15 protein-coding genes are annotated in these 20269 nt (G+C 39.3%); 5 read left to right on the forward strand and 10 right to left on the reverse strand.

Features of this window, described 5'->3' with window-relative positions; genetic code table 11:
- The first annotated feature begins 53 nt into the window (after positions 1-53).
- On the forward strand, positions 54-1121 hold the full coding sequence (locus tag GARC_RS01295; RefSeq protein WP_161603921.1) for a TIR domain-containing protein: 1068 nt from the start codon (positions 54-56) through the stop codon (positions 1119-1121).
- Positions 1122-1241: 120 nt separating this feature from the next.
- On the opposite strand, the gene GARC_RS26155 is transcribed toward GARC_RS01295, so the two are convergent.
- A complete protein-coding gene (locus GARC_RS26155; RefSeq protein ID WP_322786535.1) occupies positions 1242-1472 on the reverse strand; it encodes a type I restriction enzyme endonuclease domain-containing protein in 231 nt (76 codons plus the stop codon).
- A 127-nt stretch (positions 1473-1599) separates the two neighbouring features.
- On the opposite strand from GARC_RS26155, the gene GARC_RS26160 reads away from it, so the two are divergent.
- Both GARC_RS26160 and GARC_RS01305 read left to right on the forward strand, forming a co-directional pair.
- Positions 1600-1836, forward strand: coding sequence for an Hsp20/alpha crystallin family protein (locus GARC_RS26160; protein ID WP_007615913.1), 237 nt, complete (start codon positions 1600-1602; stop codon positions 1834-1836).
- Between the two features lie 704 nt (positions 1837-2540).
- Entirely contained in the window at positions 2541-3773 is a 1233-nt protein-coding gene (locus tag GARC_RS01305) for a patatin-like phospholipase family protein (RefSeq protein WP_007615915.1), read from the forward strand.
- Between the two features lie 188 nt (positions 3774-3961).
- Here the strand turns inward: GARC_RS01305 and GARC_RS01310 are convergent, their stop codons facing one another.
- The 9 genes from GARC_RS01310 to GARC_RS01350 form a co-directional block, all read right to left on the reverse strand.
- Positions 3962-5086 (reverse strand): ABC transporter permease, encoded by a 1125-nt coding sequence (locus GARC_RS01310; protein ID WP_007615917.1) that lies wholly within the window; start codon positions 5084-5086, stop codon positions 3962-3964.
- 3 nt (positions 5087-5089) lie between these two features.
- Positions 5090-7849, reverse strand: a complete 2760-nt coding sequence (gene rbbA, locus GARC_RS01315) for a ribosome-associated ATPase/putative transporter RbbA (protein WP_007615919.1) — start codon at positions 7847-7849, stop codon at positions 5090-5092.
- A 50-nt stretch (positions 7850-7899) separates the two neighbouring features.
- A complete protein-coding gene (locus tag GARC_RS01320; RefSeq protein ID WP_007615921.1) occupies positions 7900-8904 on the reverse strand; it encodes an HlyD family secretion protein in 1005 nt (334 codons plus the stop codon).
- 49 nt (positions 8905-8953) lie between these two features.
- Entirely contained in the window at positions 8954-10462 is a 1509-nt protein-coding gene (locus tag GARC_RS01325; RefSeq protein ID WP_007615923.1) for an efflux transporter outer membrane subunit, read from the reverse strand.
- Positions 10463-10836: 374 nt separating this feature from the next.
- On the reverse strand, positions 10837-11289 hold the full coding sequence (locus tag GARC_RS01330; RefSeq protein ID WP_226989039.1) for an acyloxyacyl hydrolase: 453 nt from the start codon (positions 11287-11289) through the stop codon (positions 10837-10839).
- A 74-nt stretch (positions 11290-11363) separates the two neighbouring features.
- Positions 11364-12671 carry a glucose-1-phosphate adenylyltransferase gene (glgC, locus tag GARC_RS01335; protein ID WP_007615927.1) on the reverse strand — a complete coding sequence of 436 codons (1308 nt, stop codon included), beginning with the start codon at positions 12669-12671 and terminating at the stop codon, positions 11364-11366.
- A gap of 676 nt (positions 12672-13347) precedes the next feature.
- Positions 13348-13962, reverse strand: a complete 615-nt coding sequence (locus tag GARC_RS01340; protein ID WP_007615929.1) for a response regulator transcription factor — start codon at positions 13960-13962, stop codon at positions 13348-13350.
- Positions 13955-16357, reverse strand: coding sequence for a PAS domain S-box protein (locus GARC_RS01345; protein ID WP_007615937.1), 2403 nt, complete (start codon positions 16355-16357; stop codon positions 13955-13957). The genes GARC_RS01340 and GARC_RS01345 overlap by 8 nt, the downstream gene beginning before the upstream one ends.
- A gap of 408 nt (positions 16358-16765) precedes the next feature.
- Entirely contained in the window at positions 16766-17731 is a 966-nt protein-coding gene (locus GARC_RS01350; RefSeq protein ID WP_007615944.1) for a calcium/sodium antiporter, read from the reverse strand.
- A 166-nt stretch (positions 17732-17897) separates the two neighbouring features.
- Here GARC_RS01350 and GARC_RS01355 point away from each other — a divergent pair, with 166 nt between their 5' ends.
- Together GARC_RS01355 and GARC_RS01360 are read left to right on the forward strand one after the other, a co-directional pair.
- Positions 17898-18977 carry a mechanosensitive ion channel family protein gene (locus tag GARC_RS01355; protein ID WP_007615953.1) on the forward strand — a complete coding sequence of 360 codons (1080 nt, stop codon included), beginning with the start codon at positions 17898-17900 and terminating at the stop codon, positions 18975-18977.
- Positions 18978-19161: 184 nt separating this feature from the next.
- Positions 19162-20244 (forward strand): zinc-binding metallopeptidase family protein, encoded by a 1083-nt coding sequence (locus GARC_RS01360; RefSeq protein WP_039988398.1) that lies wholly within the window; start codon positions 19162-19164, stop codon positions 20242-20244.
- Positions 20245-20269 lie beyond the last annotated feature (25 nt).

A 20269-nucleotide genomic window follows, 5' to 3' on the forward strand; every position in this document is an offset into this window, starting at 1 on the left:
TTTTGATTTCTACTTAATTAATTTACTTTTTTTGTAAAATTTACATGGGATTGTTGACTAATGACAAAAAGAAAGCGTTTGTACTTATGCCATTTTCTAATGAATTGACTGACGTCTATAAGCACTTGATTTGTGAAGGTTTGAATGATTATTATGAAGTCTCTAGAGCTGACGATATAAAGAGTCAGAACAACATTCTAAAAGATATTGTAGTTGCGATATCCACCAGTGATTTAATAGTTGCAGATCTAACGGATTCTAATCCTAATGTTTATTATGAGTTAGGAATCGCTCATGCATTGCAAAAAGACGTTGTCTTACTTATTCAAGATATTGAAGAATTGCCTTTTGATTTACGCTCATATCGAGTTATTCCATATTCTTTACATTTTGCAAAAATGAATAATGCAAAAAAAGAATTATTAGAAATTGCAAAAGGAGCTTTCAAAGATTCCATACCATTTGGGAATCCAGTAAAAGATTTCTCGTTTCAGGTTTCGAAATCTACTACCGTTTCAATTAGTGAGGCTTTAAATATTGATTCTGACATTGAATCATATGGTCTATGGGATCATCAAATTGAAATGGAAGAAAAGTTTAAAACCCTAATGGAAATATTGGATAACGTTTCTGAAATATTATTAGGAGAGGTTGTACCAGAGATTTCAGAAACTACCAAATTGATCTTAAGCAGCGCTGATTTACCAACTAAAGATAGAAGAAACTTTATAGTTAAATTGGCAAAATGCTTAGATAAATTTTCTTTTGAGCTTTCAAAAGATAATGAGCGTTATAGAACTGTAATAAATGACTTAGGCACTAACATTGAGTTCGTGCTTGTTAATGGTACTTCAAGAACTTTAGAACCAAAAAAAGAAATAACTAAATTTATTTCTGAAATTGATGCTGTAGAGAAAGGTGCTAGCGAAGGGAGAAAGGGTTTTTCATCATTTTTACAATCAATAAAAGATGTTCCCAATATGACTAGTGCCTTGACTAGTGCAAATCGTAATATGCAAAAAGAGGTTGAAAGTTTTATTGATAATATCGACCAAACTATATCAATGTCTGTTAGAGCTAGAACAATAGGCCGAGATCTTCTTTCTAAAATTACTGCTTAAAATCTAGTAAAATAATACTTATTTAATCAATTATTGGCACCCACCATGTTTTTTTCTTCCCTAACATACATTGTAGGAATTCCATGATGTGTTCGATTATATGGGGAATCTGGTGTGTGATTATCCAAGTCTTGGACTGGAACGATCCAGTTCAATCGCGCTACAGGTCTTTGGCCATAAATCATCGTCATATGATTCAGGCAAGCCATCTGGGACTTCTTCTATCATATTTTTAACTCTGGCTTTGGTACGTTGCTTTTTACGCCAATCTAAAACCAGTATTTCCTGCATTTTTTCAGTTACCTCTTTGGCTATTTCTTTAACTTGATTTCGTTCTTTTATTTGATAAATTTACTCATGGCTGGCCTTTTTACAGCCAAGTTTTGGCAGTATTGAGTCAACTGAATTCCCCCTAAATCCTAAAGTCGATATTACGGAAGACGACAAGTCATACAATATATCTGCTGAACTACCGGGCTTGGATCTTGAAAATATTAGCTTAGATTTATCTGATGGTGTTTTGACGCTAAGCGGTGAGAAAAAAACTGAAAAAGAAGAGGATAAAGAAGAGGATAAAGAAGGTAATTATCATCTAAAAGAGCGCAGTTATGGCTTTTTAAAACGCTGTTTTTCACTGCCTCCTAGCGTCGAAGAAGACAAAATTAAGGCTTATTTTAAAAAAAGGGGTATTGAGTGTTTCTATGCCAAAATCTGAGGAAGCTCAGAAACTTCAACGGAAAATATCAATAAGAGAGTAACAGATATTATGCAGTTTACTTTGTTGCGAAAAACTAAAAGCGCCCATACCAATGGCGCTTTTTTTGGCTGTATACCCCTGCCCCTATAGCTGCTTTAAACCATCAGTTCTTAAAGAAATACAATATTGTGAATCTCCACAACTATCTAAGTGTAATTACCAATATCGGATAATTATCAGGTCTTTTATAATTTAGTAATTATGGACCCAACTGAAGGCATGTTTGACTCAGTCACATGTGTTACTTGTTAATCTTAAAGTTAAATTCAAAGTAAAATTTGTGGCGTACCTCGGAGCAACGTATAAATATTAAAGCAATTGGTGTTAATACAAAATCTATGGAGATCAGTAGGTAAACGAAAAAAATAGAGTTGATACACACTATAATTGCGCAGAAGGAAATTTTGATTGTTTTGCTAAGGCTTACGATTACCAAAGTGATCAAATAGACGGCCTTTGGCGCAGTGATTTCCTGAGTCAAAGTAATAAAAGGATCCATTAAACGCTCCAAAATCCAACTAGCTCCAAATATTCGCACTTTAGTTTCGCTAGCATTTTATGAGCATAAGCGCCCTAACCTGCTATTGGCTGACCAGCAACGCTTTATGACATTACTATTAGTAGCTAACACATCCTCAAGACAAAATAGGCAATTAGAATAAATGACGAATTTACCCTTAAAAACATATGGTTACCTTGTTTTGTTGTTGGTTTTACTGTGTTCTTGCGCATCGCCTATACGAAATATGAGTCATCAAGAACTGTTAGATAGTAAAGATGATTTTGTCGCTCGGTATCAAGACGATTTGGTGCTTATTTCTACAAAAAGTGCAGCGCGGCTTCGCCAAGAATATGTCAATTCCACTGCTGATAAAGAACAAAGTTACGATATTTTGGTTTTATCTGGTGGCGGTGAAATGGGCGCTTTTGGTGCTGGTTTTTTACATGGTTGGGGAAAAGTAGAACAAGGGGAATACCAGCGCCCCGATTTTGATAGTGTTACAGGGATCAGTACCGGTGCGCTTATTGCGCCATTTGCGTTTGTGGGATCTAAAAAGGCATACAACGACATTGTCGATATATATCAACAACCTAACAAAAATATGGTGATTAAACGCATGTTTTTAGCGTTTTTGGCTGGAAATGATCCCTATTACGATGCAACAAAATTACACCAAACTATTCGCGATAGTATTACTGCAAATTATGTAAAAGAAATCGCCGAAAACGCCAAACAGAATAAGCTACTCATAGTTGGCGCAACCAATTTAGATTTTGGTGTAATGCGTGCTTGGGATCTTGGCTCACTCGCAATCAACTACTCTGAAAATAAAGCGAAAGATGCAATTACAACTCGACTCATAGCATCGTCTGCTATACCAGGTGCTTTCCCGCCAGTTAATATTAATAAATATCTCTATGTTGATGGTGCGGCATCAATGCAGATGCTTAGCGGGATTGATGATATTTCGTGGTTATATAATGAGGATACTCCTTTTCCTTACATACAAGGCAACAAACCGGTAAAAATCAGGATATGGGTCATTATTAACAATAAACTTGTTATGGATCCTGAGATCACAAAACTTACTTGGTCTGAAATTACAAAAAGAAGTATTGTTTCACTGATGCACAGCTCAATTTTACAAACCATTCAAGGTGTTGATTTATTTGCACGTATGGCAAACACCCGCAAAGATTTAGATGTCCAAATGCACTTTGTGGCCATACCTCAAAATTTTAACATACCGATTACTGAAAATTTATTTGATCCCGATACCATGCACAGTTTAATTGAATTAGGCAAAAAGATGGGCGCAAACCCCAACAGTTGGCAGAAAAAAACGCCTCGTCCGGGCGCTTCTATCATTGATGTAAAAAATGCTCTTGATTAGTAACATCGGCCTTTTATAACGTTGAAGATACTTGGTCATTAGCCAAAAAATAAAGTTTTCAAGTACTCTGTTAATCAGGTATTTATCGACTCTTAGTGATCGTACTAACTGCTAAAATATATATCCATTTCCTTATAAATTAGAATTTTTCACGTTTCATAGGTCCTCTATTTAATAAGTGAAAAAATCTATTTTTCAGTCGCTATGCTTTTACGAAACAACGCCAAACTGGCAATAAAGAAAACCGATCCTAGACCCGTGATAGCCAGAAGTTGTGGCCAGACAATACTAATATCTGCTCCCCGAAAAACAACTGCCTGAGCAAAAGCCATATAATGGCGAGAAGGTAAAAACCAGGTTACCGGCTGAATTATCTCAGGTTGACTTTCGATGGGTGTTAAACCGCCAGAAAGCAGCATCATTGGTATGATCACCATCATCAGTAGTAGTGCAAATTGCGCCATAGTACGGGCGATAGTTCCAAGAAAAATTCCGATTGCTGCGGCAGTGAATAGATAAATAGTCGTGCCGCTGAGCAACAACAGTCTAGAACCTGTTATCGGAACATCGAGAAGGCTTTCAACAACAAACCACATGGATATAGAGAACGCCACAAGAATGATTAAGCCATTTGCCCATACTTTGGACAGAGCAATCTGAAACGATGTCAGTGGCATTACTAACAAGTGTTCAATTGTGCCGTGTTCCCGCTCTCGTAATAACGCCGCACCAGTTAGTATTATAGTTAGCATAGTGATCTGATTGAGCAGCGCATTAATCGCACCAAACCACATACCTGTCCCGTTAGGATTAAAAGCCCGCCTCACAACTAGTGTTACTGGATATGATGCTGTGGCATCTGAGCGATTTACAAAGTGATTTACTTCTTTGTTAACTATGCTTTGAATGTAGCTGTTACCAAGACTTGCCTGAGTGACCGCAGTCGCGTCGATATCAATTTGCAGACTAGGCTGGCGGCTCTGGCGCACGTCCTGTTCAAATTTTGGTGGAATGGTAATCACGAACATAAAACGATCTTGATCCATAGCGTCGTCAACTTCAGCAGCTGAAATCAGTTCAGGCTCTTTAAAATATGGAGGATAAAGTGCGTTTGCGATAGACCGTGAAAGTGCTGAGTGATCTTCATCGACTATAGCAATTGAAGCATTATTGACTGATTCACTAATGGCAGTGGCTTGTAAAAACACATCAACGCTAAACGAATAAACGATCAAGCCTACAACAAATAAATCGCTAAGAACGGTGCGCAGTTCCTTAGTTCCAAGCCAGAAGATGTTAATCCAAGTTTTCATTGGTTACGCCTCCTGTTTCTTTAAAAACATCGCGGCAAAAATCACAAAACATGGCCCAAATATCGCCAGAACAACTAAGTCTTGGGTTAAATCAGTAAAGCTTAACCCTTTAGTAAAAGCAGCAACACTAAGGTGCATGTAATAGGTTGCAGGCCAAACCGAACCGATAAAGTGCCCTGCCCCTTCTAATGTTGAAGTGGGTTGAATGATCCCTGAAAATTGTACCGATGGCATTACCGATAAAACTGCAGTGGCAAAAATAGCGGCAACCTGAGATTTTGTGATTGACGACACCAGCAGTCCAAAAGCGGTAGAGGCACAAACGTAAAAGAAAGCACCCAGACTTAGGCCTAGTAAACTACCCTTTAACGGCACCTGTAATAAAAATACTACCATCAGTGTCAGAATGACAAAATTAGCCATACCGATGCCAATATAGGGGATTTGTTTTCCAATTAAGAACTCTAAGCGATTGGTTGGGGTAACGTAGAAATTGGTGATGGTGCCTATTTCTTTTTCTCGTGAAATGCTCACTGCCATCAGGATCGCCGGAAACAATAACAGCAGCATAGCCGGAGTCTTAGGACCTATAGAATTGATAGTTTCAAAGGATGGGTTATAGCGATAACGTGATACCAAGTTCACCTTATATGTTGCACTTGCATCTATACCTAAGGAAGTTGCCATATGCGTGAGATACTGCACGTGGGCTCCCATTACGTAACCTTCAATGGTACTCGCCCGGGTAGTATTAGCACCGTCTATCCATGCAGAAATACTAGGGGTTTGCCCTTTTTTCAAGTCCCTACCAAAGCCCGGCGGGATCTCTATGGCTAAAGTTATATTGTTCGATTTAAGTCGCCGCTCAAGTTCATCCGTACTATGTAGTTCAGCTTGTTCGATAAAATAACGTGAACCTTGAAAATTACTCACGTACTGACGGCTTTGTGGTGTTTGGTCCATGTCAAGAACGGCAAAAGTCAGGTCTTCTACATCCAGTGATATGCCATAAGCGATCACAATCAACAATATTGCACTGCCGAGAAAAGCAAACGCCAAACGTACTGGATCACGTATAACTTGTATTGTTTCAAGATAGCTATATGCAAGCAGTCTATTGAGACTAAAACCTCTCAGTTTGACGTCTTTTGTTTTATCCTTTAAGCCTCCTGAGCTATCAGTTTCAGTCACTAATGGTTTATCTAACTGTATTTCAGGAGTGTCCACCTCACCGATTGCATCTTCGAGATAGCTGATAAATGCTTCTTCTAACGAAGCTGCTCCTTTCGCCTCAACTAAATGTTGAGGTTCATCGTAAATAAGTACTTTGCCGGCATGCATTAAAGAAATACGGTCGCAACGTAATGCCTCGTTCATGAAGTGGGTTGAAATAAAGATTGTTACCTTGTCTCGACGGGATAACTCAACCAGCAGCCCCCAAAACTCATCCCTAGCTATTGGATCGACGCCTGAAGTGGGCTCATCAAGGATCAAAATTTCTGGCTCATGAATAACAGCAACCGCAAGAGAAAGCCGTTGACGCATGCCTAGTGGCAAGGATGATGCGTGTGATTCCATGTAGTTGTGTAGACCAAAACGCTTAACCAGGGCTTCGATGCGCTCAGTTGTTTTTGATGCAGTTAAATGAAACAACCTAGCATGTAGCATAAGGTTCTGCTTCACTGTTAACTCACCATAAAGGGAAAAACCTTGCGACATAAAACCAACACGTTTACGTGTTTCTAAATCGCTGGCGTCCACAGGTTTACCGAAAAGGAAGGCTTCACCCTCGGATACGGGCAAAAGGCCGGTTAACATCTTCATGGTGGTTGTTTTTCCACAACCATTTGAGCCGAGAAACCCAAAAATCTCCCCTGCTTGGATTTCAAAGCTTACATCGTTGACAGCAGTGAAATCGCCGAAACGTCGGGTTAACCCTTTGGCAATAATAGCTGGCGCACCTTCAGTTTTTTCGTATGGAGGTATAATCAGTTCTGAATTGTTAGCGGTTTTTTCTTTGGGTAATAAACGTATAAACGCTGCTTCCAGATTTTCAGAGTCGGTTCTGGTTTTAAGTTCTTGCGGGGTACCAGTATCTAAAACATGACCATCATCCATAGCAACTAGCCAGTCAAAACCTTCAGCCTCATCCATATAAGCTGTGGATACAATGACACTCATAGAAGTACGCTCGTTACGAATGGTCGCAATCAACTCCCAAAACTGCCGTCTTGATAGCGGATCGACCCCAGTTGTAGGCTCATCCAGAATAAGTAAGTCGGGATCATGAATAAGCGAACAGCACAGTCCTAATTTTTGTTTCATGCCTCCTGATAACTTGCCAGCAGGTCTCGAAAGAAAGGTATAAAGACCTGTTGCTTGGGTTAGTCTAGCTATACGCGTTTTACGCTCTGTATGGCTTAGACCAAACAGCTTTCCAAAAAAATCGAGATTTTCTTTAACACTGAGTTCGCTGTATAGGTTTTTGCCAAGTCCCTGAGGCATATAAGCAATACGTGGCCCTATGCTGTTACGGTGGTTGGTCAATGCCATATCACCACCGAGCACTTCAAGGTTGCCTTGTTGTAGTTTCCGGGCTCCTGAAATAAGTCCCAGCAGTGTAGATTTACCCACACCATCAGGTCCAAGCAACCCCACCATCAGACCCGCTGGAATATCCAGCGTGATATTGTCCAGTGCAAGGGTCTTTTTATAGTTATGCGTAACGCCCTGAACGCGAGCAATAGGGTGTTGTTCTGCCATATGTCGGACCTTATTTAATACAATACATTTTAGTTGTTACTGACATTGGGCTAATTGGCATCTGGTGGTAAGTTTTGCAAAAAGTCTGGCCAGGGAGAAGCTGGTTCTGACCCTTGTGTTGAGCGGCGAATATAAGCGACACCACGCACCCCAGTTTTTACTTGTTCAATATGATCCAGCACAAGCTTTTGGGGAATGCGAACTTTAACGCGGAACATCAGCTTATCTCGTTCACTTTGGGTTTCTACTTGTTTGGGCGTGAACTGGGATTCTGGAGAAACAAAGCTGACTACAGCAGGGATAGTAAAGTCTATAATATCGAGTTTGATACGCGCTTCAGCGCCAATAGCGACGCGATGTGCTTGAGATGAAGGTAGAAACACTTCCATGTAAACTTCTCCAAGATCGAGTAATGTTAATACTTTACCGCCATTTCCAACTACTTCACTAGGTTGTCCCAATCTATAAAGTACTCGGCCCATTATTGGTGCTTTTAAAGTTGAATCGTCAATGATTGTCTGTATTTGCTTGACTGCAGCATGGGCAACTTGAACGGATTCCTGTTGTGTGTTCAGATGGGCTTTTGCAGCTGCAACGGTAGCTACAGCTGTATTGTGAGCACTTTGTCGTTGATCGGCGACTCGTTGCGCCATTGCGCCTGTTTTAACAAGTGGTAAAGCTCGTTGCAGTTCTTGCTCAGCTAACTTTAATACACTTTGTTGTTGCTCCAATAGTGCCCTTCCTTCGTAAACAATTGCTTGAGTCTGAGCTAGCTGGGCTTGGCTTTTGGCCAGTTCAGTTTGGAGTTCGTCAGTATCCATCTGGGCAAGTATTTGTCCTGTCTCGACTAGATCTCCCTCTTGGGCTAATACTGCTTTTATGCGGCCCGCATATTTAGTCGTTACGTCAACCTGATCAGCTTCGATTCTGCCATTACCGTAAACAATATCTGTAGGGATAGACTCTTGTTGATTTTGCCACCACTGCCAGCCGATCGCCCCTGCTGCCAAGATAATCACGGATATGACTATCAACTTGATCGTTGTTTTATTCATGCTTGGTTCCCATAATAATGACTGTTTAAATGTTTCATAAGTAATAGCTTCAAAGGAGTTCTGGCTCTAGTGGTGTCCAACCACCGCCCAGCGCTTTAAAAAGCCTGATTACGTTAGCAGTAACTTGTCCATCACTAGAGGCCAACTGGTCTTGTAAATTAAGCAGACTGCGTTGAGAGTCCAGCACCCTTATAAAATCTGTCTCGCCAGCCTTATATTGATCCTCGGCAATTGTTAGTGCTCTACGAGCCGACTGTTCACCGTCAATTAACGCTTGGCGGCGAACCATTTCTTGACCATAGGCAATGATGCTGTTTTCAACGTCCTGCAAAGCACGTAACACTGCGGCTCGATAAGCAATAAACGCTTGTTCTTGCTGTGTGTTAGAAATAGCAATATTGTTTTGTATGCGTCCGCTATCAAATAGATTCCATTGCAACGAGGGTCCAATGCCGAATATGCGACTGGCTGACGTTAAAAAATCCCCAGAGCTAAGAGATTCAAGACCCACAGAGCCATATAAGGTAAAGCTAGGATAAAGATCCGCTGTCGCCACTCCAATTTTTGCTGTCGCGGCGGCTAATATACGCTCAGCTCTGCGTATATCTGGTCGGCGGCGTAACACCTCAGCGGGAACACCGACTGCAACTTGAGCTGGTGCGAGAGGAATAGCGTGGTGTTCAACGAGCTCATCATTCAAAGCGCCTGGCGGTAGCCCTAATAGTACCGCAAGGCGATTTTTAGCTTGGGCTAAGGCAATCTCTAATAAAGGTATGCCTGAACGTGTGGTTTCTAGATTGGCTAGGGCTTGTTCAAGATCCAACCTAGAAGTCTCCCCCACTTCAACGCTGGAACGCACCAACTCCACTATATTGGCTTGTGAATCTCTACTTTCCTGAGCTACTGATAACCGGGATTGTTGGGTACATACTTCTAAATAATTTAAGGCAACTTCGGCCAACAAGGTGACTAGAACGTCACGATAATTTTCTTCGCTTGCTTCTAAATTAGCTTGCGCGCCTTCTATTTGACGCTGAGTTCGGCCAAATAAATCGATTTCCCAACCAGCATCGAATCCCCCATTGTAGATAGTGCTTGTGGCGCCTGCGTAACTTGTGCCTTTATAAAAACCATTTTCACTCACGCGGTTGCGAGTTACGGAACCACTAGCATTTACAGTTGGAAATCGATTTGCATCACTGATGCCTCGCCGTGCACGGGCTTCACGCACCTTTGCCTCGGCATCTTGTAGACTAAGACTACCTGTTATAGCGCGGTCAATCAGACTAGTTAATAGTGGGTCTTTAAGTGTTGTCCACCATTGATTTAATGCCTCTGGATCTAATGGATTTGAGTTTATCTGGCTACCTATATCACCGTTCCACTGAATAGGAGGGGTAAGCTGAGGCGCAACATAATCTGGTCCCACTGCGCTACAGCCAACATTTAATAAGCTACTAAGCACTACAATAAGTGGCCCATTAAGGCGCAGTAAACGAACAACATTTATATTGTGAATTGGAAAAGCTGGAAAAATTTGAAAAAAAGTTAAGGGCATTGATTATCACTCCGGTCATGAATCAATTGTACTGGATGCATTGGTAAGCTGATATTAGGGTTGCCCGCCAAACAGTTGTGGCTACCCCTTAGTATTATTTATCCCTAATTCAGGTTACATAGATTAAATTTGATATAAGCTGTTACCCCCCACTTTTTATGTAAATAAGCGCTATTAACAGCATATTAAAAATTCGAATGTTGAGTGTGAACACAATGGAGTTAATCGTTATTCTAGAGAGTAACCTTTGGGTTATTTATTGATGGGATACATTGACACAGGAATAGTAAAAGGTGCCAAAAAGCCATATTCAACATAAAGCTAATGTATACATGACTTTCTTGGTTTTATTGGAAAGCGATAACCCAATGCATCTAAAGGGTTATTGCTAGGCTAAATTCCACTGTCTCAGTACCGGGGTTGGATTTATAAATACTAGAATTGGATAAGTGCGCCAAACCAATGCCTAATCGAACACTGTCACTAATTCGATAACTAAACTCAAATCCTGAACGAAATTCAACACTACCGCCAAGTTTGATGCCATTACCAGAATCAAATAGACCAACAGCGAAGGTAGGATTGAATAACCACTCATCATTAAGAACAAAAAAGTAACGAACCCCCATGTAAACATATTGATCGTGTTCACGGGTAATGCTGTAACCAACAATAGGTCTAAGTCTTTTCCAAAAAGCAGAATGGCGATATTCAACCCCAAAACCGGCATATTTTGAACTGTCAAAAACATCAGCCGTTCCCAAAGCTATAGCAATTTCTGGCTCTTGCTCAACCATCAAATTAGTAGCATTTGCACTTCTGGTCATGAGACAAAACATAACTATTAGCACTGGTGCCCAAAATACTTGGAGAGTCCTATTTACCATTGTTACGCACACTCTCAAGCAATCATTCTTATCTGTGACTTGTTATCTTTGCGCTCTGCGTCCATATTTAATTTCGCCAACATACCTTTTGTAACCAAAACAATTCCACGCTTACTAATGCGAAATCCTCTGGCGATATCAAGCTGTCTATCCATACCTATATTCATTCCATCAGGAATTTTACACCCAGCGTCTATAATGGCTCGCTTGATACGAACATTGCGACCGATATCCACTTTGGGAAGGATCACTGATTGTTCAACTTTGCTGTACGAGCGCACATGAACATCTGAAAAAAGTAACGACTCTTTAATTTCTGCACCCGAAATAATACACCCACCTGAAATGCTTGAGTCAATTGCGTAGCCACGACGATCATCATCGTTAAATACAAATTTAGCGGGAGGTGATTGTTTCTGATAAGTCCATATAGGCCAATCTTGATCATATAAGTTCAACTCCGGGCTGATACTAATCAAGTCGATATTGGCTTGCCAATAAGCATCTAGAGTGCCTACATCTCGCCAATAAGGGGCTGTTTTTGGATCTTCTGATTTAAATCGAAAAGCCTGTACTTGATGAGTTTTGATAGCTGCGGGGATAATATCGTGGCCAAAATCGTGTTGAGACTCAATATTCTTAGCATCTTTAAGTAAGCATTCAATCAAAAATTCAGTGCTAAATATATAGTTCCCCATCGACGCTAAGGTGCTGCCGGGTTTATCTTTAAGTGCGCAGGGATCGTTAGGTTTCTCATGAAAGTCAATAATTCTATTCTGTTCATTAACAGACATTACACCAAAAGTACCAGCAGCTTCTTCAATAGGCATTTCTATACATGAGATGGTCATATCTGCGCCACTTTCGGCATGTTGAACCAGCATATCTCCGTAATCCATTTTATAAATGTGATCGCCTGCCAATACCACAACATATTTTGGGGCATGTTCGCGAATGAATTCTATGTTTTGATATAACGCATCAGCTGTGCCTTCATACCAGTTGGATGAATATTGTTGAGACGCGGGTAATAGCTCAACAAACTCCCCTAACTCTCTATTTAAATGGCCCCATCCCTGAGACAGATGTTGAATTAGAGAGAAGGCTTTGTATTGGGTCATAACCCCTATCTTGCGTAATCCAGAGTTAACACAATTAGATAAAGGGAAATCAATTACCTTGAATTTTCCACCAAAATGAACAGCTGGTTTGGCTTGGTTTTGTGTCAGTTCACATAGTCGACTACCTTTACCGCCAGCTAAAATTAAGGCAAGTGTATCTCGAGTTAAATTACTTACATAACGACTATTTGAAGAAACCATTTGCCATTCCTTTTGTAGATTTTGTACACAATTTTTAACTTAAATACTGATATTTTAGCTACAGATTACCGTGTTGATTGGTAAAACCTGTATATCTCTTTTTGTTCACATCAATTAAGTCAAGATGAGTAGTTAGGATACATTTTATACCGGTATATGGTTATTAGTAATTCTTCTTAAATGAATGTGGGAAGCACGTAGTGGAGCGTTTTTTTTGAACAAGATAAACGTAAAATGGTGCGCACTGGATCATCAAAAATCTACGCCATGGAAATAATTGTTACAGGCTCCACTTTCTTTAGATTACTTAGAAAAAAAACTGTTTTTCAATGATTTTTAGAGGGGCAAAAAATCATGAGTTGCGGAGACCCACTAGTCAGCCTACTTAAATATGTGGATTTCCCTAATATGAGAGACGTGATTTTCTGGTTAACCTAATAGTGTGTTAATCAATTGAGAATATAGGTTTCTCAAAAGACAATTCCTCAACCTATTAGAGTCCATCAACCCCAACCTTCGATGGGCTCTTTTTTTTGCCTTGATACATAAAACTTTCTGTTGCCAACTAGTATCATTATTGCAATATTTATTAATATTGGTACCCCTCAAAAAGCCATGAGCTTAACGAGTCATAATTGATTTGATCTCTCATTGAATTGCTATACCTCAGAAAGAATCAGGCTAATTGCTCATACATAATTTTGATGCGAACTAATTGCGCAAGTGTTCTTGCTTCTAGTTTCTCCATGACATGAGAACGATGTACTTCAACAGTGCGCTCACTGATACCAAGATCTGCCGCGATAACTTTATTCATTGATCCATCAGTAACTCGTTCAAATACTTCACGTTCTCGAGTTGATAAAGAATCGACCTTACTCTTCTCTTTATGTTCATTACTTTTAGTAGCATGTTGTTTTTCATCTAGTACCAGCGCTTCGTTTATACGATCAAGTAAAACCTGTTCATTAAATGGTTTACGAATAAAGTCTATTGCCCCCAATCTCATAGCTTCTACGGCCATGGGTATATCACCATGGCCAGTAATAAAAATTATAGGCATTGTACAATTGAGTTGTTTAAGTTTACGTTGGACTTCTAACCCACTCATTTTCGGCATGCGTATGTCTAAAACTAGACATCCTGTCATTTTTTCGTTGTATGCATCTAAAAACGCATTACCTGACTTGAAACTCTGGGACTGTTGACCAATTGATTCAAACAGCATAGATAACCCATCACGGATCCCCTCATCGTCATCAATTATATAAACTGTCTGTTTGTTATTCATTAGAGTGCCTTTTTTCGTGTATTGGTAATGTGAAGTAAAAAATGGAACCTACTGGTTTATTTTCAGTAAAGTGAATGTGCCCACCATGCTCTTCCACTATAGTTTTTGAAATGGATAGTCCGATGCCGGTGCCATTTGTTTTTGTTGAAGAAAACGGCTTAAATAATTTTTCGATTATGCTTTTATCTAATCCACCGCCCGTGTCTACGACCGATATTTCAATTTGATTCTCTACACATAGTTTTGTTTTAAGTTCTATAACGGCGCCATTTTTGCAATCTACTGCTTGCATCGCCTCCATTCCATTACGCAGTAAATTTAGGATAACTTGTTGTATTTGTACTCGGTCAACAAATACATTTGTTTGTTCAGTACAAGTTATGACCTTTATGCCAATTTCACGTAATCTGGCTTCTGACTCTGCCAATTTCGTAACTTCGTTAATTAAAATATTACAATCAATAACGTACTTAGGCCTGTCTCCCTGTCTAGTCATGGCCTGAATACTTTGAATAACGGCACCCGCACGACAAGACTGTTGACTTAACTTTTCAAATAATTCAGGGAGCTTTTCAAATTTACCATTGGCACAGAAGTTTTTAGCCGTTTGCGAAAACAGTGAAATAGCGGTCAATGGTTGATTGATTTCATGTGCAATAGAAGCTGCCATTTCACCAAGCGCAGTAAGTCTATCAGCATGGGCTAATTGTTCGATATGCAATCGTGCTTTGTCTTCTAATGCTCGTTGTTGAGTAATATCTCTAATTAACCCAACAAACATTTGGTTTTCATGGCTGTGAATTTCACTGATAGATATGTGAATAGGAAAGGTTGTCCCATCTTTGCATTTAGCCTCAAGTTCACGACCAGTACCGATGTTATGTATTTTGTTGGTATCTAAAAATTCGCCTAAATACTGGTCATAAAGCTCACTATATTGATGAGGTATTAGGTTTTTCATATTTTTGTTTTTTACTTCATCAAAAGTATAACCAAACATATCTTGTGCGGCGCAGTTAAAGCTCTTAATAAGTCCGTTTTGATCGATAGAAATGACGGCTTCAACCACTGAGTTTACAATTGTGTCAGAAAAAGCATGGCTATGCATAAGATCGACTTTAGCTTGTTTTATAGAGGTGATATCAGTAATAAAACCCTCGATAATGACATCCTCATTTAGAGATGAACTTACTGGCTCCCCCCTTTCCCATATTGTACGGATATCATTATTTTTGGTCGCAATACGATATTCAAGTTCAAAAAGACTCTGTGTTTTAACTGCCTGGTTAACCGTTTGGCAAACCCGTTCATAGTCCTCAGGGTGAATTATATTTCCCCATAATATGCTATGTTGCTCAAATTGTACTTTCGAGTATCCAGTCAAAACCTCACAACCTGCGCTGACAAATGCCATCGGCCAATTAGGTTTATTAAATGCCTGATACGCCATCCCAGGAAGATTTTTTAACAGTTGTTCTGTTTGTTTACGGCCGTCTTTTATTAGTTTTGTTTTGTAGTGTGCAGACATCGCGGTATAAACGGCTAATGCAATAAACAGACTTAATAAAACACCAAGTAGAATTAAAACTTTTATCAATTTAAAGTGAGTTAGAGAAAGAAACTCATTTTTGGGTGCCAAATTAATCTGCCATACTTGGCCCTGTAGTTCAAAGTATGCTTGTTTAAACCATTCGTTAACTGTCAGTGCATGATTGGTTTCGTATGAGTAGATTTGTTGTTCATCGATGAACAACCTAAATTGATGTTCTTTAAGTAAGTACGCTGGTAAAACAGCCTTAATATATGAATCAAAAAGAAGGGCACTGCCAATAAAACCTTCCAATATTTTGCCGGTTTGAGTTGTTTTATATACTGGAACGTAAATTCCTATCCCTAGACTCCCATGAATAGAATCTAGCGGAATGGTTATCACTGCACTGTCATTTTTTTTAGCTTCCATGACAGCAAATAATGCTGGGGGATTTAATGCCAAATCAAAATCTATCGCTGTTTCGTTACCTGCCACGGGCATTATTTTACGCACATGAAATGACCGATCAATCCAGCCTATGGCTTGGTATCCCTGTTGCGTATCATACAAAGTCTGGCTGATCACATTCCAATCAAATTCAGACATATCACGTGAAATGTTAGACAATTCAGCAAATTTTGTCAGTGACGTCATCCGCTTACGCATGTCTTCTTCAAGTAATATTTGGATCCCATTTGCTGTACTTTGTGTGACTCGGTCAATATAAGATCGCTCTTGGGACTCAATATACAGAACAACAAATGCGATTAAGCAAGCCGCAAATACCCCCGCTATAATTGAGTACCACAAGATAGCCAGCTCTGATGAAAAAGACATGCGCCATTTGTTATTTACCAATTTCATATTCCAATCTGACTAATGTTTCCTAAATCAACCAATATAGATTGCCAGCGTTTTGCTAATAACTATATTAAACACATAGGACGGCTCCCTCATCCTGTTTGGCTAAACAAGAACCCGTTTATTGGCTGTTGCTTTGAACAGGTTCGCAACTACAGCCAGTGAAAAACCGTAAAAAAATTACCTAAGGAGCTTCCGAGTCTTTTGGGAAAATCACTACAATAAAACTATAGAGTGTAAACACTTGGCTGGGGATAAAATTGATATGAGTCAAAAATTGAAACGACATACTGAATAAACCATCCATGGCCTATCTAGGTTTATACAAAATTGACTATGGAGACGTTTTCGGTAAACACCCAATTTGTATTGGTATTATCACCTTAGCTGTCTTTTCATTTAGCAAGGCTTCTAAAACTGTGTTGAAACCAAATAAAAGTTATAGCTTAAAAAACATATAACCAGAGCTAAACCTTCGAAGCGACTAATTTTTCCCGCTCCTGTTCTTCCAAGGCAAAAAATTAATAACGCAATTGTTACGCCTAACATTAACAATGTATCTCTGTACAAAAAGGTAGCATCAAGCTGAACTGGTTGAATTATTCCAGCAATTCCAACTACCGCCAGGCTGTTAAAAAGGTTTGAGCCTACTATGTTACCTATAGCTAATTCATGTTCGTTTTTCCTAACTGCAATAATGGAAGAGATTAATTCCGGCAGTGAGGTGCCAATTCCAACTATTGTTAGTCCGATAATCACATCACTGACATTAAAATACTGCGCGACTTCTACCGCTCCCCATACCAAAACTCTAGAACTAATAATTAATATAATTAACCCAACAACCAACCATAGTAGATGCGACTTGAGTTGAGATTGGCTATTTGTAAGTTCATTAGCTACTTGTTCACCTAGCTTATCTTTTGGTTGTTTAAGGGCTTGCCAGCCACTCCATGAGATCAATAACACAAACAAACCTAGCAATGCGAAGGCATCGTCATGTGATAGTTCAAGATCAAGCAACTGCCAAACGATAAAAAAGGTCACCCCAAGTAAAATGGGTAATTCCTTTCTGACAATTTCTGATTTAACCATTATTGGACTGAGTAAAGCCGTAGTGCCAACTACTAGTGTGATGTTGGTAATATTTGAGCCGAATGCATTGCCCAATGCAAGTCCTCCATTTCCTTGCATAGCAGCAAAAACTGAGACGATAATTTCAGGTGCGGATGTACCAAATCCAATAATAAACATGCCAACAAATAGCGGTGAAATACCATAATAACCAGCGGTAAAGGCAGCGCCGTGGATAAAACGTTCAGCACTCCAGATTAGGACAGGTAATCCTACTAAAATAGCTAGTGTGGCCCAAACCATATGTTACTCCTGTGTGATTGTTTGTCATATAGTAGAAGATTTGTAGGTGCTTCGCTTGTTAATTAAGACACTAATTGTGAGTACAATATTGCCATTAATCAGCAAAAGGAATAATACAATTTCCCTGATATAATCAAGTATCATTTCCAATTTACAGACTATTTTTATGTTTGAGCAATTTCAGACTTATATCACACCACTGCTAGATTCGGTTGGCAAAACTCCAATTATGCAAGCGTCTATTGTTATATTGGTCTCCTTCCTCATTGCTTCCATCTTTAAATATATCGTTATTTTGGGTTTAAAAAGCATATTGACACGTTCACAAGTGAAGCTAGGGAATGATTTTTTGGACTTGTTACATGCACCTATTTACTACAGTGTTTTATTATTAGGTCTGTCTAGCGCCTTGTTAATTCTGAAACCAGATCCCATGTATATTTTCGTATTGTCATCAATAATTAAATCTGTTGCTATGATAATTTGGACAGTGTTTTTGTTAAGGGCCAATAAAGAACTGTTAAAAAGTCTGGCACTCCACCCTACCCGATTTAATACCTTTAATTACAAAACATTGCCGCTGTTTCAAAATATTCTGAATATTTTGATTATCGTTTTTGCTGTTTATCTAATCTTTTCCGTTTGGGATGTGGATATGACAGCTTGGCTAGCGTCAGCTGGCATAGTAGGTATAGCCGTAGGATTTGCAGCAAAAGATTCACTGGCAAATTTATTTTCTGGGGTATTTATAATGGCAGATGCCCCTTATAAAGTGGGAGACTATGTTATTTTAGACTCGGGAGAACGAGGTGAGATCACTCACATTGGTATACGTAGCACCCGAATGTTCACTCGAGAACATATTGAAATAACCATTCCCAATTCGGTCATGGGAAATTCTAAAATCATTAATGAGTCTGGAGGACCAGACGAAAGGTCGCGTTGCAGAGTGCCTATTGGCGTTGCTTATGATACCGATATTGATTTAGTACGCACCGTTTTAATGTCGATTGCCACCCAACAAGAAATGGTATGTGTGGTTCCCGAACCAAGAGTTAGGTTTCGTCGATTTAGCGGTTCTGCTCTTGATTTTGAATTATTAGTTTGGATTGATAAACCGGCGTTAAAAGGCCGCCTCATCGATAGTTTAAATAGTGAAATACTTAAAAAATTCAGAGAAAACAACATTGAAATCCCCTATTCAAAACAAGATTTGTATATAAAAGAGATGCCTTCTAATAGATAAATAAATAAATCAAAAGCAGCTCAAAATACTGGTGTTATTCATAACAATGTTAGCTATTATGCATGCCCATTACAGAGCTACTTTTGTTGTCAACAAGGCAACTTATAACTGTTAGTTGTTCCTCCAAATTCACTATGATTTGGAAGGCTTTTTTGCTTTTGTTGTTATTTTGTCGAGGATTTTTTTGAGAACATTTAGCTGCCAATGCGGCAACAACCTTCATTTTGCCAATACGCACTGCGTAAAGTGTGGATTAAAAGTAGGATTCCTGCCCGATGAACGGCAATTAAGTGCTTTGACAAATACCGCAAGTGGCGAGTTTTTAGCATCGAATAACGGTAAATTATATAAACCCTGTAAAAACTATAAGGTACACGACGTTTGCAACTGGATGGTCGAACAAAAAGACACTAACGAACTTTGTGTTTCTTGTCGGTTAACGCAAACAACTCCAAATTTAGACGAACCAGAGAATATTAAATTATGGTATTTGTTAGAACAAGCTAAACGCCGCTTCTTGTATTCTGCGATGAATCTAAACCTTCCCATTACCAATAAAGTAGAAGATCCCACAAATGGCCTAGGGTTTGATTTTTTGCAAAACCAAACGGTAGACAGTTATGGCAACGAATTATTTATTAAAAACTATGTTACGACTGGCCATAGTAACGGACTGATCACCTTAAATATTAATGAAGCCAAAGACGCTTCACGTATTGATATGCGTGAGAAGATGAATGAAAAATATAGGACTCTCATTGGTCACTTTAGACATGAATCTGGCCATTATTATTGGGATCGGTTAATTCTCAATTCTGATAGATTAGGGGAGTTTAGGGAAATATTTGGTGATGAACGTCTTGATTACCAAACCGCTATGGCAAACTATTACGCCAATGGTCCTGCACAAATTTGGCAAGAGGTGTGGATCAGTGCTTATGCTTCTATGCATCCATGGGAAGATTGGGCTGAAACTTGGGCTCATTATTTACATATGGTCGACACACTAGAAACAGCAAACGATTTTAGTCTGAGTATTTCTCACAAAAATATTATGACCCCTTATTTAAAGGGTGACGAACGATCAGAATTGGCTGTTGAGACTAGCTTTACGCAATTATTTGATGACTGGTGTGCTCTTACGCAGGTATTAAACGCATTAAACCGCAGTATGGGTATGGATGACGCCTACCCCTTTGTTATTTCGCTTTCTGCCTTGAAGAAACTAAGGTTTGTGCATCATACAATTTTGGATCATCTTAACTAACATTTGCGACTAGTGTGTAACTAAG

The organism is Paraglaciecola arctica BSs20135 (genome assembly GCF_000314995.1).
Classification (GTDB): domain Bacteria; phylum Pseudomonadota; class Gammaproteobacteria; order Enterobacterales; family Alteromonadaceae; genus Paraglaciecola; species Paraglaciecola arctica.

Excerpts from the sequence above, each read along its gene's own strand:
- GARC_RS01320 (WP_007615921.1), bottom strand. The coding sequence starts at position 8,904 with ATGAATAAAACAACGATCAAGTTGATAGTCATATCCGTGATTATCTTG.
- GARC_RS01340 (WP_007615929.1), bottom strand. The coding sequence starts at position 13,962 with ATGAATAACAAACAGACAGTTTATATAATTGATGACGATGAGGGGATC.
- GARC_RS01325 (WP_007615923.1), bottom strand. The coding sequence starts at position 10,462 with ATGCCCTTAACTTTTTTTCAAATTTTTCCAGCTTTTCCAATTCACAAT.
- GARC_RS01345 (WP_007615937.1), bottom strand. The coding sequence starts at position 16,357 with ATGAAATTGGTAAATAACAAATGGCGCATGTCTTTTTCATCAGAGCTG.
- rbbA (WP_007615919.1), bottom strand. The coding sequence starts at position 7,849 with ATGGCAGAACAACACCCTATTGCTCGCGTTCAGGGCGTTACGCATAAC.
- GARC_RS01355 (WP_007615953.1), top strand. The coding sequence starts at position 17,898 with ATGTTTGAGCAATTTCAGACTTATATCACACCACTGCTAGATTCGGTT.
- glgC (WP_007615927.1), bottom strand. The coding sequence starts at position 12,671 with ATGGTTTCTTCAAATAGTCGTTATGTAAGTAATTTAACTCGAGATACA.
- GARC_RS01350 (WP_007615944.1), bottom strand. The coding sequence starts at position 17,731 with ATGGTTTGGGCCACACTAGCTATTTTAGTAGGATTACCTGTCCTAATC.
- GARC_RS01305 (WP_007615915.1), top strand. The coding sequence starts at position 2,541 with ATGACGAATTTACCCTTAAAAACATATGGTTACCTTGTTTTGTTGTTG.
- GARC_RS01330 (WP_226989039.1), bottom strand. The coding sequence starts at position 11,289 with ATGACCAGAAGTGCAAATGCTACTAATTTGATGGTTGAGCAAGAGCCA.
- GARC_RS01310 (WP_007615917.1), bottom strand. The coding sequence starts at position 5,086 with ATGAAAACTTGGATTAACATCTTCTGGCTTGGAACTAAGGAACTGCGC.